Origin of the sequence: Spiroplasma endosymbiont of Sarcophaga carnaria (assembly GCF_964019595.1) — a bacterium.
Classification (GTDB): domain Bacteria; phylum Bacillota_I; class Bacilli_A; order Mycoplasmatales; family Mycoplasmataceae; genus Spiroplasma; species Spiroplasma poulsonii.
In genome coordinates, this window is record NZ_OZ026456.1 from 319726 (window position 1) to 333716 (window position 13991).

Here is a 13991-nt window from a genome sequence, read left to right on the forward strand (position 1 = left end):
CTATCGGTTTAAACTTTCTAATGTTGCATAAGCACTATCATCAACATTAATTGATATACCTTGCTGAATTAAATTAAAATATTGATTTAATTGATTGTTGTAAAACTCTAAAATATCTTTAACTTGTTCTAATGGTCCTTTAAATTGTTGCGTAGCATTTGAGTGTGCATATTCTGCTACTTTATATGCTTTTTTATCAAATGAATTATATATTCAAAAACTCGCTGCTGTTGTATGCCCTTTGGGGCTAGTAGAGTTTGCTAAGTCAACACCACCTAATAATTTAGTTGGTTGAATAATATCTGTTGCTTGCATAATATCAATATATCTTGCAAAAATTGAACCACTAGTATTACCAGGCAATCCTCAACTCCATACTCTTGCTCTTTCAATATCTAATTGTTCTAATCTTAATTGTTCATTAACTTTATTTTGTGGTAATTCATAATTAAGTCTTCAACTAGAATAATGAATAATAATTTTCATATTTCATTTTTCGATATAATTAATTTGTTAATATTTACTACGCATTATTTCTTCATTAAAAGGCATTAATTCATTACAATAATCAACAATATATCTTTTTAAGCTTTCAAGGTTACATGTATTAATTGTTATTTTATTTTGATAACCACGAATAGCAAATTCTAAATCACTTAAATCTTTTTGTTGAAATTGGTCACATTCTTCTCTTCAATCAATTACTAATTTATATTTATTCAAATCAGCAAAAGCTTTTAATTTTTCTTTCCGGCTTGGTGAATGTAAACCTTTACAATATATTTTGCTACCATTTGATAAAGTAAAAGTAAAATTTGATAAGTTAATAGTATAAGGAATATGATTTTCATCTAACATATTTCATATATTTTGAAATACACTATCTTTTAAATCCTTACTTCAATACATACTAGCAATGATACAAATTGGTTCTTTAATTAATAAACTAATTTTTAATAATTCACCAAACATTTTAATATTTGAAATAGTCTTACCACTATATCGTGTTCCAATTTGATTAATTTCATTAACTAACTCATATTTTTTAGCAAAGGGATATTTATTACCAATACTACTATTTTGTAATAATCAATAAGGAGTTTCTAACAAATAAGTAAAATGATTAAGCATTATTATCACTTTCTTTTTTAATATCTCTAATATCCGTTTGTAAATTAACAATTATTGGTTGTTGATTATTTAAGTTTAATTCTTGTTCTAACTGTTTTTCTTTCAGTGAATATTTATAATTAAATGCTCGTTGTCAATATAATTTAGCACCATCATGTGATTTCATCATAAAGTTAATTATTTCACTTTCAATTCTATCAACTTGTTTTTCAAGTAAAGGAACTATCTTTTCGCTCTTGTAAGTTTCGTGCTTTCATCTGTTAGAAAGATTGAATTCATTGGTTAAATCATTCAAAGTATATGGTTTATTGGGTGATTTATTTTCTCAAAATTGCTCTATTTTACGATAAAAAGTTGCCAAACTTGCTTTATTTGGATTAAATTCTTTCATTTTTTACTCCTTTTTGCATATTAAAATTGCTATTATTTAATGAATATGATTAAATAAAAGAGTAAATAAAAACTATGAAAGAACCATCGCGGTTCTTTTTATTATTTATATTTTACATCAAAATAAAAAAAAGTAAATTACTTTACTTTTTATTTTAGTATACAAGCATATAGAGATAAATTGGAGCTTGTTACAATATAATTATATAATTAATAATATATTTGTCAATAATTTTAATTTAAAAAAATGTGAAAATTTACTTTAATTTTGTCGAAAACTCTTGATGAAATAAAAAAAATCATCAATATGACAATTTGAAAACTAATTTTGTGTAAGATTATGATTTTGCTTTAAATTTTTTAAACGTTAAAATATAATACCGTTGATTGTTGGTTTGGTGTTAAACCTTTGTGTTGGTATTTTCATTTTCAGAGCTTTAAATAATTTTGAATATTAGTGAAACCCAAACCATGATAATGAATTAAGGCTTCTTTAAGACTGGATTGTAATTTACTAATCTTATTTAACTTTTGATAACTAGTATCAGGGTTTGTACTAGTTTTGGTGGAATATAGAGTAGAATTTGTTTGTTTTGCTACTAATAAATATAGTGGTTGCATATCAGAAATAATTATTGATTTTTCTTTAATTAGTTGCTTATTCATATTTTCAATAATCCATTGTTTTTGTAATCTTTTGGTATTGGTGGATTGAACAAAAATATTATTATTGCTATCAACTGCCATTTGAATACAGCATTTGGTATCAGTTGAAAATGGATCGAGATGAGTTTTTCGTTTATCAAATTTATCTTTAAAATTGCCTTTATGAATTTCTTTAATAAATGTTTCATCCATTTGGATTTGACCATTTAATTTTTTAAATTTTAACTGTGTATTTTCTAATTGTTTTGATTGCATTAATTTTTGTCGATTATATCAAGCGGTTTTTGGGGTTGTTTTAATAAAACGAGAAATTATTTTACTAGATTGTCCTAACAATGAAATTTGAATTAATAAATTTCACTGTTCATAATTTAAATGACTTCAATAAGTAAAATGATGACGAAATGCATCAAAACTAGCACGACATTTTTTACATAAATATTTTTGTTTTCCTTCGGAATTATGACCATTTTTAACACAATGAAAAGATTTGCAATTAGGACATATAATGCCTTTATCTCTAAATTTTTGATCAATTTCATTTAAACGTTTTTGTTTTTTAATTAAGTCTGCTTGTTGTTTTATTTTTTCATAAAATTCTAAAAATTGATCATCTGTTAAGCTATTTATTAATTCTGTAATTATTTTTTTCATCATTTATTTACCTCTATATATTAAAAATATACCTAATTTTAGGTATATTTTATAAATATCAAGAGTTTTCGACAAAATTAAAGAAAATTTATCTTTTTTATAAATTTAATGTATAACTATTTTTATAAAAGAATTGGAGGAAATATAGAGTAATGAAAGATTATACACATGTAAAATATGATGAACGAAGATTTTTTAAGGATTTATTTTTATCTGATAGTTGCAAAAAGAAAAATGGCACACTTAATTTATCTGAAATATCAAGACAAACAGGAAGAGATATTAATACTGTTAAAAGAGAAATTAATAGATTTACAAATATAGAAGATTATAATGCCCGTGAGGCACATGATGATTATTATAAAAAACGACAAAAGTGTATTAAAAAAATACCTACATTTACAGAAGAACAACAAGAATTTTTAAATTTACGATTTAATATTTTGGGTGATTCACCAGCAGAAATTATTCAGCGATTTTTAATAAAATTTGGTATCAAATTTCCTGCCTGTCTTAAAACATTTTATAAATGAATTTTTTTAGGTCTTTTGGGTTTGTTAAAGAAAAATTTATTAAATGGTGGTAGAAGAAATAGAACAAAGAAAAGACCTGATAATCGTGGGAAATTAGATGAAAGATTTAAATCAATATGAGATATTGATAATAAAGAGACTGATGTTGGTTGATTTGAAATGGATACCGTAGTTGGAAAAGAGCATCAATATAGTAATTTGGTTTTAGTTGAACAAAATAGTAAAAGTTATTTTGTTATGAAATTAAAAAATCATACTGCTAATGAAGTTGTGGAAAAGTTTAAAGATATTGTTATAAGTAATAATTTATTTGGGAAAATTAAAGGAATAATAACTGATAGAGGAAAATAATTTAGTAAATGAAGAGAATTAGAAATATTTGCTGAAACACAAGTTTATTTTTGTGACCCTGGTAAACCACAACAAAAACCATTAATTGAAAGACTAAACCGTGAATTTAGAAAACGATATGGTAGGGGGACAGATTTTAATCTTGTTACGCAACAAGAAATAGATTTAGTAGTCGATATTATAAATGAAAAATTAAGGCCCGTTCTTAATTGAAGAACTTCAAAAGAAGTATTTTTAGAGAATTTTAGATAAGTTTATTTGAAGTAATTTAATAAATTATTTTTCAGTGTGTTTAAATATGCCAAAAATAGGGTAAATTTAAAAATAATTTATTTTTTTAAAAAAATAGTTGCACTTCTTTTAAAAAGTGTTATTATTAAAATAACAAGAGATAAATTTGGAGCTTAGATTTACATAATACGTTTAATAAAACTAAATATAATAACGGTTGAAAATGTTGATTATTAATTAAATTAATATATTTTTGAAAATTATTATACAAAATTAATGTCAGAATAATTAAATTTAATGACTATGTTAATAACACTAATCAATTAGTTTTTAATAATAATTTACACTGTTCAAATGAATATTGATAATAACGAAAATTAATTAAAATTTGAGTTAAAATTCCCACTACAAAAGCAGAAATGAAGGAAATTAAAACAATATATCCTAAATTAAAAATAACATTATCAAAAAGCATATGATCAAGCTGATAAATTATCCCTACTCCTCAGAAGAAGAAAATATAAAAAAGTAACATTAACAAAAATGAACTAAGAAATTTATGATAAAAACTATTAAATTTTTTGACCATTATCATCACCCGCTACTTTATTAAACTATCCTATTTTATACTCATTATTATATCACTTATTATTTCAGAAAAATTTTAAAAAAATAATTTACAGTAAAAATTGCTGCGAATAGCAATTAATCATCTAATTTTAAAACGGCCATAAAAGCTTCTTGTGGGACCTCAACTGACCCAATTGCCTTCATTCGTTTTTTTCCTTCTTTTTGTTTTTCTAGTAATTTCTTTTTCCGAGTAATATCACCACCATAACATTTTGCTAAAACATTTTTTCGCATTGCTTTAATATCTTCGCGAGCAATAACTTTATGATTAATGGCAGCTTGAATTGGAACTTCAAAGTTTTGACGGGGAATAATTTCTTTTAACTTAGCACATAATGCTTTTCCCCGACCATACGCAAAATCACGATGAACAATAATCGATAACGCATCAATAACATCGCCATTTAATAAAATGTCCATTTTTACTAGTTTATTTGGACGATAACCAATAAATTCATAATCCAAAGAAGCATAACCCTTACTAATTGATTTTAAGCGGTCAAAAAAATCAAAAACAATTTCATTTAGTGGCATTTCATATGTTAAAATTCGGTGGGTATCATCAATATATTCTAAATTAACATATGTTCCCCGTTTATTTTGACATAATTCCATTAATGGGCCAATATATTGATCAGGGGTCATAATTGTTGCTTTAACAAAAGGTTCTTCAATCCGGTCAATCTTTTGCACGGGTGGTAAATCGCTTGGGTTATCAATGGTAATCATTTCCTTATTTGTTAAATAAATATGATAAATTACTGATGGTGCTGTTGCAATTAATTCTAAGTTATATTCACGTTCTAACCGTTCTTGAATCACATCCATATGTAATAACCCTAAAAACCCACAACGAAAACCAAAACCTAATGCTTGTGAAGTTTCTGGTTCATATACTAACGATGCATCAGATAATTGAATCTTTTCTAACGCTTCTTTTAAATCTTTGTACTTTGCTGAATCAATCGGATATAATCCACAAAAAACCATTGGATTCATTTTTTTATACCCTGATAATGGTTCAACGGCCGGATTAGCAACAGTTGTAATCGTATCTCCTACTCGGACATCACGAACCATTTTAATACTTGCCGCTAATCACCCAACTTCACCAGCAAATAAGAAATCTTTTTTAACTTCCTTTGGGGTTTTAACCCCTAATTCTGTTACTTCATAAATCGCATTAGTGTTCATTAATTTAATCTTATCCCCAATATGGACTGTTCCTTGTTTAATTCGAATTGAAACCATTACCCCACGGTATTTATCATAATGCGAATCAAAAATTAAAGCTTGTAACGGTTTATTATCATCAGCATCTAAAGGCGCTGGAATATATTGTACAATTGCTTCTAGCACTTGATCAATGTTAAGGCCAGTTTTTGCACTAATTAATGGAGCATTAGTCGTTGGAATCCCAATTAACTTTTCAATTTCTTCTTTAACACGTTCTGGGTCTGCTGATGGTAAGTCAATCTTATTAATGACAGGAATAATTTCTAAATTATTATCAATTGCTAAATAAACATTTGCTAAGGTTTGTGCTTCAATTCCTTGTGCAGCATCAACCACCAAAATAGCGCCTTCACAAGCAGCTAAGCTCCGTGATACTTCATAGGTAAAATCAACATGTCCTGGCGTATCAATTAAATGAAAAATATATTCTTGGTTATCTTTCGCATGGTATTTTAACTGGACTGAATTTAACTTAATTGTAATTCCCCGTTCACGTTCTAAATCCATTGAATCTAATAGTTGCTCTTGCATTTCTCGTTTATCAACAGTCCCTGTTAATTCTAAGATGCGATCAGCTAAGGTTGATTTCCCATGATCAATGTGGGCAATAATTGAAAAATTGCGAATTAATTTTTTATCCATTCTAAACCCGAACCCTTCCTACAGTAAGATCAGTTATCTCTCTGATATTATTATACATAATTTTAAAAAAGATAGTTGTTTCAACCTTAATTCTCATCATAAATCCAAATTATCGAACCCTTAGGGGACAAAGTGCTTGCTTGAATTTTAAGAAAAAATATTATATAATATAATATACAAGTTAGAAATTAAGGGGAAAATAAATCGATTATTATCAATATTTTTTATAACGATGAAAAGAGGAAAACTAATGGATAGTGATTTTATAAAATACTACAATCAATTGATGAATGAAGTAAATTTAGTTAGTAATATTGAGAAAATTTCTGATACAAAAAAAGATTGGCTTTATACCTTACTAAAAAATTTAAAAACATTCAATACGAAACAAGTTAAGTTACAACAACACGAAGGGTTAATTTATCAAATTATGAAAGTAATTGATCAAAGTACTGAATTCATCCATAACCGCATTAGTAATGCTTTAAACGAATATCGCAAGCTATACCGTCAACATTTTAAAGTTAATCTAGATATGCGACAAGAAAATGATCGAATCTTTGCCTACTGTAAAAAACAACTAGAAGCAAACTACGGAGACAGCTTGCAAGTGTTACGGGACTCTGTTATTAACTATTATTATTTAAATTATCTAAAAGATAAAATTGAAGAAACCTTAAAAATTATTAGTTTATCAGCACGAACATTGTAACAAGCAAAAAGAGTAATCCTATTGGTTACTCTTTTTATAATGTCAAAATTGTTCATCATCTCAAATTTTATTCGTACTATGTTTGTTAACCCAAGCAAAAACAACAGCTAAGGTAATACCAACAACAGTTGAAACAGCAACTTGAATTGCATCATTAATTAATTCAAGAATTGCAACAGCTGAACCAAATAATAAATAACTATATAAAACATATCATAATAGCATTAAACTACTTAAAAAGATTGCCCCATAGCGGCTTATCACCCGTGCTAAAAAATAAGTAATAAGAAACATTAACACTCTAATGACAATTGAAACTGGAATAAAAATAAAACCATCGGTAATAATATCAATAATTGTAACATACAACACACCACTAATTAATAACATTGGTCCTTTAATCAAAGTTATTAAGGATAAAAATAACCCATCTGCTAACTGTAATATTCCTTTGCCATTCCCAAGCCGAATAAACTGCGAAATATAGGCAACTGTTACTAACAACGCCGTGATTAACGCTGTTGTAACTAAATATTTTAAAGATTTTAAGCGATACATAATTAAATAAAAATATTTCCGGAAGTTATTTCTGAAGATGGAGTATGATAATAATTTTTTGCTTCCGTTACTTTTTTGCCTTCGCGTTGCAACCGTGTAATTAATAAGTATCCATCTTCAACTTTAACTTTAACTCCTGTTTTTAAAACAGCAATAATGGTGCCATTTACTAAATCAACATCTTTTTCGGTTAATGGTTCTTCCGCAATAACCGCTTGATGAATTTTGTAAATAACATTATCTACGGTAGTATAAGCAATTGGTCAAGCATACAATCCCCGAATTTGATCATAAATATTTTGTTTTGGTAAATACCAATTAATTTTTTCTTCATCACGAGTAATGTTATAAGCAAATGTTACTTGCTTCTCATCTTGCGTGGTTCCTAACTGCTGACCAGTAATAATATCTAATAAGGATTTTTCAACCATCCCTCCTGCTAATGTCATTAAGCGATCATGTAATGATGAAGCGGTTTCATCAGCAGCAATTGTTAAGGCTTCTTGGAAATACATTTCCCCCGCATCCATTTTTTTAATCATTTTCATTAAAGTAATCCCCGTTTCTTGTTCACCATACATAATTGCTTTATGAATTGGGGCGCCACCCCGTAATTTTGGCAATAATGAAGCATGAACATTAATACAATTAATTTTTGCTAGTTTTAAAATTCGTTCCGGAATAAACTGCCCATAAGCACATGTCACAATCACATCGGGTTGTAATGCTTCTAATTCGGTGTAAAGATCATTAATTTTTTCTGGTTGAAAAACTTGAATTTGATGTGCTAACCCAAATTCTTTAACTGGTGAAAACTGAATCTTTTGATTACGACCAATTTTGCGATCAGGTTGCGTTACAATCCCAATCAATTCAATTGTTGGTGCTAACTTTGTTAATGCGGTTAAAACTGCTGTTGCAAAAACAGGTGTTCCCATAAAAATTACTTTATACTTTTGCATTCTCTTTGCCTCCCTTTTCTAATGATAAGTTTTTCATTAAATGAATAATATGTTGGTAAATGACAACCATTGCCAAAGTATCACGATTACAATATTTTAACATTTCCTCTCGAAAAAAGGTTTTTCAAATTGTACTTGGAATGTTATTTTCTACCCGACGGCGAAAGATTTCACTTGCCATATCCCCCTTTTGCACCTTTAACGCTTGATATGTAAACTGGTTATCAAAAGCTGGTTGGGTTTTTTTAATTGATACTGAACCATAAAATTCTTTTTTATAAATCATAAAATCTTGAAAAAAATCCATTAGGTCAATTGTTTTATTTCGAATAATGGCTAATTTTTGTTGTCATGTTTGATAAGTTGTAATTATTGTTTGCTCAGTAGTTTTGCTAATTAAAATTGCTAAATAATTAATTAATTCGGATAATACTTTACATTCAAAACTCTTATAATAAGCAACATATACTCCGACCTCGGCACGAAACAAATCCGTTACTAAATGTTCAATTAATTGTAGACGTGGATCACCATCCCCATCAGCTAAAAAAGCATAGTGTTCCATCGTTGCTTCATCATGATAATTAAAGTACTGATCTTTAATGATATGAACGGAGTATTGAAACGGAATTTGTTGATACGAATAAGAATAATCAAACCGCGGCACCGCTGCTTTCATTGTTTCAAAGTCATACATATACAACGGATATTGATATTTCGCTAAAACTGCTTTAATATGCTCAATTTGTGTTGGGTCAATAACTGGGGCATTATCTTGAACCGCTAAAATTTGACGTTGTTGTTTAACTGAAAATAAAATTGGTTTTTTTTCATACGATGATTGTTGAAAAGTAAATGGTAAAATAACATCTGTTAAATAATCAATATGTTCTTGATACTTTAATAAGGTCTTCTTTTCCATTCCACGGGTTAATTCAAACACACTGTGATGTTCTGGTAAATAATCTGTTGCGTGTTGACAATACCCATACCCATAGCGATCTCCTTTCGCATTAAAACATTGTTCTTGCGTAAATAAGGGAAAAACTTCAACAGCTGGCTTTGCGAAATAACTTTTAATTAATGCTAAATCATCAGTAATTAAACGATTTTTTGCAACTCGTTTCACAAATGTTCCTGTTAACATTTGTTGACAAAATTCTAATAAACTAACTGGTGCTAACGTTTTTGTTGGTAATTTATATCAATCCTGAAACATAAATAATTCATCATCATCAATATCACCAACACGTTGATATTCTGAATTCAATAACATTAAAGAAACGCGACTAATTGTTAATCCAACGCCAGTTAAAACATAATATTGGTACGCCACATCATAACCATATTCATCTTTAACTGGTTTATCAACATACATTTGTAAATCTTTGTTATATTTACGTCCCGTTGAAGCTTTAACCTCAATTAAGTGATAAGTTCCATCGGGTAGTTTTTTTAAAATATCACACTTCGTAATACAATTGTTATAAATAAAGGATGGTTCAAAATAAACATCATAGTTTGGATTAGCTAATACTTCCGTTGTTTTGGCAAAAGCGATTTTCTTACTATAGTGTTCTAAATTAAAATAGTTATGATCACGCATAAAGTATTCTCGTGCTCGTTGCCCAACTTCGTTCCCATCGGCAATTGTTTCACCGGGATAAAAATCAATTGGATTGGTAATAGTTGATTGAACATCATCCATAAAAGAGCGGACATCATCACTAATCGTGTCATCTTTATCAGCGGGTCAGTAAGTCTCTAACGCTAAATCATATAAGTTTGGCATAAACAATCCTGACCCAACTTCGCTTTCATCATCATCACTACCAATAAAATCACTATCATTAATTTTGGCACTATTAATGTTATCTTGTAAATCAAAAAAGACAGAAATTTTTTGTTCTGTTACTCACTGTTGGACTGTTTTTAAGTTAGTCCGTGATGCTAATGTCCACGCAATTTTTAAACATTTTTTAAAGCGTTTAAAATCCTCTTTTTTTAATGTTACGAATGAATCCATTTGTTGCACTTCACTTTCGTTATTTGTTCCAATCCCCTAAAAGATAAAGAAAATAAGACTACGCTTATTTTCTTGGGACAAATTTCTCAGGTTTCGGTTTTGGTCGTTCCTCAACAGGTAGTTGTCCTGCTTTTCGTAATTTGCGCTCTTCTTCACGTTTTTTGACCATTTCCGCACGATGAGCTTCATATTCTTGTTTTGCCGTAATTTTAGCTGCCTTCTTTTCCTCTTTTGTTAATTTAACTTTCTTCTCACTAATTTCAATGCGATGTTTAGTATCGTCTAAATCAATTTCTTGATTAACAGTTCAAGTTGTTTCATATTGTTTTTTACTAATTTTTTTTGAAATTCCTTCAATTTCAAAAGCTTTTTGTTCTAAAAAAGAATTAGTTTTTGCTTCATAAATATCAACAATAACATCAAAGATATCACGATATTTAAATTCTTTCCCCTTACGAGCAATAACTTTTTCATATTCTAAGCGTAAGTTTTTACGATTGTCAGTTTCTTTAATATACTGTTTAATTTTATCTTTAACTTGTTTTTTACGCTTTTCTCGTTCAAGACTCTGCGATTTTCGTCCCATAATTGAAGAAACAATTGCAAAAATAATAACTGCAACTACAATTACTACTAAAATGACATTCATTGTCATACTGCCACCCAGAAAATTTGACATTGTTATCTAGACTCCTTTTTACTTTATTTATATTATGCACTATTACCAAGGATTTTACAAATATTTTCCCAGGTGAGTTCTAATATTATTTTAGTCACTAGTTTAACAATAGTTTTAAACTATCTCTTTGTAAAAATGGTTAAATCCAAAAATAAATACAATGATTCACTAATAACTTCATTTAAATAAATATAATTTAAAACTATTTTTACACTTATCTTGTGTAGTTTTAATTAACAATTAATTATTTTACCTAGTAATAAAATTAAAAAAATAATTAATTATAAAACAATTTTATATATAATCTGAAATTACCTTTAGTTCAATATTATATTTTTTAAGTGTCAATAAAATTTTTGAATCATAAGAGTAAATTTTATCAAATAAAATTATTTTTTCAAACTTAGATTTTTGTAAATTATTAGAAAGTACAAAGTTTTCATATACTAAAATCTGTCCAATCGCTTTATATATTTCAGTTCCAGAAGTTTTAATTTCAAAAATTTTAGTTTCATTTTCATTTTCTACATATAAATCAATAAAATTAAATTTTTCTATTTTAACCTTATAATCTTGGTTAAAGAAATGAGCAGCTAATATACTTTGAATTCTATTATGTTATAAAGACAAACAAGATTGCCTATTAATTGTTATAACCTCTAAATTTTCATTTTTGTTCAGTTCAAAAATATTAGTATCTCAGTTATCATATAAAATTTTATTTTGTTCTTCTTCATTTACTTCTAATATATTAGGAAAGATTTTTAAAGTTGGTCCAATACTTATTTCTTTTTTAAAATATTCCTTTAATTTTGTCGAAAACTCTTGATATTTATAAAATATACCTAAAATTAGGTATATTTTTAATATATAGAGGTAAATAAATGATGAAAAAAATAATTACAGAATTAATAAATAGCTTAACAGATGATCAATTTTTAGAATTTTATGAAAAAATAAAACAACAAGCAGACTTAATTAAAAAACAAAAACGTTTAAATGAAATTGATCAAAAATTTAGAGATAAAGGCATTATATGTCCTAATTGCAAATCTTTTCATTGTGTTAAAAATGGTCATAATTCCGAAGGAAAACAAAAATATTTATGTAAAAAATGTCGTGCTAGTTTTGATGCATTTCGTCATCATTTTACTTATTGAAGTCATTTAAATTATGAACAGTGAAATTTATTAATTCAAATTTCATTGTTAGGACAATCTAGTAAAATAATTTCTCGTTTTATTAAAACAACCCCAAAAACCGCTTGATATAATCGACAAAAATTAATGCAATCAAAACAATTAGAAAATACACAGTTAAAATTTAAAAAATTAAATGGTCAAATCCAAATGGATGAAACATTTATTAAAGAAATTCATAAAGGCAATTTTAAAGATAAATTTGATAAACGAAAAACTCATCTCGATCCATTTTCAACTGATACCAAATGCTGTATTCAAATGGCAGTTGATAGCAATAATAATATTTTTGTTCAATCCACCAATACCAAAAGATTACAAAAACAATGGATTATTGAAAATATGAATAAGCAACTAATTAAAGAAAAATCAATAATTATTTCTGATATGCAACCACTATATTTATTAGTAGCAAAACAAACAAATTCTACTCTATATTCCACCAAAACTAGTACAAACCCTGATACTAGTTATCAAAAGTTAAATAAGATTAGTAAATTACAATCCAGTCTTAAAGAAGCCTTAATTCATTATCATGGTTTGGGTTTCACTAATATTCAAAATTATTTAAAGCTCTGAAAATGAAAATACCAACACAAAGGTTTAACACCAAACCAACAATCAACGGTATTATATTTTAACGTTTAAAAAATTTAAAGCAAAATCATAATCTTACACAAAATTAGTTTTCAAATTGTCATATTGATGATTTTTTTTATTTCATCAAGAGTTTTCGACAAAATTAAAGAAATATTCTAATTTTTCATAATTAATTTTGTGATATATTTCTTTAGATTTTTTATCAATGATTAATTCAACAAAGTTTAAATTTTTATTCATTTTTTGATTCTCAATTGATTTTCCACCACCAAAAAAACCTAAAAATACAAAACGCTGAAATTCAAGTTCTTCTTTAGTAGCATCATTTTCTTTTCGTTTTGCAGTTTTTTTACCAAAATTAATTACCCGTTCAGTTCGATAATTTGCTCTTAGTCCTATTGTTAAATTACCATATACTTTCTCTTTGCCTTTATATTTATTAAATAATACTGAATCATATACTTTATTATCAACTTTTCCAGCAAAAATAAGTGATGGAATATTACTCTTAACCCCTAATAAATGGTCTTTTAATTTATTTATATTAATTCAAAATTCTCCTAAATCAATATAACTTAAATCATTTGGATTAATTTTAAATTCTGAATATAAAACCGTGGGAACAGTAACTGCCTTTAAACTTGATAAATTTACTCCTTTTTTAGGAACTTGTCTATTAATATCCGGTGATGCCTCAGATGGTGACCAAATTATTAAATTATTTTCTATACGCATACTAATTTCTTTTTTCACTATTGATTACTCCAAATATCTGTATACACTATAATGTT

The 13991-nt window shown here is 27.1% G+C and carries 13 protein-coding genes and 1 pseudogene; 3 read left to right on the forward strand and 11 right to left on the reverse strand.

Features of this window, described 5'->3' with window-relative positions; translation table 4 throughout:
• From AACK91_RS02000 to AACK91_RS02015, 4 genes are all read right to left on the reverse strand, one after another.
• A complete protein-coding gene (locus AACK91_RS02000) occupies positions 1-486 on the reverse strand; it encodes a hypothetical protein (RefSeq protein WP_338963683.1) in 486 nt (161 codons plus the stop codon).
• Between the two features lie 27 nt (positions 487-513).
• Entirely contained in the window at positions 514-1131 is a 618-nt protein-coding gene (locus AACK91_RS02005; protein ID WP_338963684.1) for a phage terminase large subunit, read from the reverse strand.
• Entirely contained in the window at positions 1124-1522 is a 399-nt protein-coding gene (locus AACK91_RS02010) for a hypothetical protein (protein ID WP_338963685.1), read from the reverse strand. Before AACK91_RS02010 ends, AACK91_RS02005 begins: the two co-directional genes overlap by 8 nt.
• 359 nt (positions 1523-1881) lie before the next feature.
• A complete protein-coding gene (locus tag AACK91_RS02015) occupies positions 1882-2844 on the reverse strand; it encodes an IS1/IS1595 family N-terminal zinc-binding domain-containing protein (protein ID WP_338963247.1) in 963 nt (320 codons plus the stop codon).
• A 149-nt stretch (positions 2845-2993) separates the two neighbouring features.
• On the opposite strand from AACK91_RS02015, the pseudogene AACK91_RS02020 reads away from it, so the two are divergent.
• A pseudogene (locus tag AACK91_RS02020) lies at positions 2994-3977 on the forward strand (IS30 family transposase).
• Between the two features lie 280 nt (positions 3978-4257).
• Here AACK91_RS02020 and AACK91_RS02025 read toward each other — a convergent pair.
• Both AACK91_RS02025 and lepA read right to left on the reverse strand, forming a co-directional pair.
• Positions 4258-4431: a hypothetical protein gene (locus AACK91_RS02025; RefSeq protein ID WP_338963686.1), complete on the reverse strand. Its 174-nt coding sequence runs from the start codon at positions 4429-4431 to the stop codon at positions 4258-4260.
• Between the two features lie 230 nt (positions 4432-4661).
• Complete coding sequence (lepA, locus tag AACK91_RS02030) at positions 4662-6464, reverse strand: translation elongation factor 4 (RefSeq protein ID WP_338963687.1); 1803 nt, start codon at positions 6462-6464, stop codon at positions 4662-4664.
• Positions 6465-6714: 250 nt separating this feature from the next.
• Between lepA and AACK91_RS02035 the strand changes: the two genes are divergently transcribed.
• Positions 6715-7176, forward strand: coding sequence for a hypothetical protein (locus AACK91_RS02035; RefSeq protein ID WP_338963688.1), 462 nt, complete (start codon positions 6715-6717; stop codon positions 7174-7176).
• 18 nt (positions 7177-7194) lie between these two features.
• On the opposite strand, the gene AACK91_RS02040 is transcribed toward AACK91_RS02035, so the two are convergent.
• The 4 genes from AACK91_RS02040 to AACK91_RS02055 all read right to left on the reverse strand — a co-directional run bounded on the left by AACK91_RS02040 (position 7195) and on the right by AACK91_RS02055 (position 11401).
• Positions 7195-7734 carry a hypothetical protein gene (locus tag AACK91_RS02040; protein WP_338963689.1) on the reverse strand — a complete coding sequence of 180 codons (540 nt, stop codon included), beginning with the start codon at positions 7732-7734 and terminating at the stop codon, positions 7195-7197.
• 2 nt (positions 7735-7736) lie between these two features.
• On the reverse strand, positions 7737-8696 hold the full coding sequence (gene fmt, locus AACK91_RS02045; protein WP_338963690.1) for a methionyl-tRNA formyltransferase: 960 nt from the start codon (positions 8694-8696) through the stop codon (positions 7737-7739).
• The gene (locus tag AACK91_RS02050) at positions 8683-10722 is read right to left on the reverse strand and encodes a DUF2779 domain-containing protein (protein WP_338963691.1); all 2040 of its coding nucleotides are present in this window, start codon (positions 10720-10722) and stop codon (positions 8683-8685) included. The genes fmt and AACK91_RS02050 overlap by 14 nt, the downstream gene beginning before the upstream one ends.
• 64 nt (positions 10723-10786) lie before the next feature.
• On the reverse strand, positions 10787-11401 hold the full coding sequence (locus AACK91_RS02055) for a hypothetical protein (protein WP_338963692.1): 615 nt from the start codon (positions 11399-11401) through the stop codon (positions 10787-10789).
• Positions 11402-12285: 884 nt separating this feature from the next.
• On the opposite strand from AACK91_RS02055, the gene AACK91_RS02060 reads away from it, so the two are divergent.
• A complete protein-coding gene (locus AACK91_RS02060) occupies positions 12286-13248 on the forward strand; it encodes an IS1/IS1595 family N-terminal zinc-binding domain-containing protein (protein WP_338963247.1) in 963 nt (320 codons plus the stop codon).
• A gap of 24 nt (positions 13249-13272) precedes the next feature.
• On the opposite strand, the gene AACK91_RS02065 is transcribed toward AACK91_RS02060, so the two are convergent.
• Positions 13273-13953, reverse strand: coding sequence for a hypothetical protein (locus AACK91_RS02065; RefSeq protein WP_338963693.1), 681 nt, complete (start codon positions 13951-13953; stop codon positions 13273-13275).
• Positions 13954-13991 lie beyond the last annotated feature (38 nt).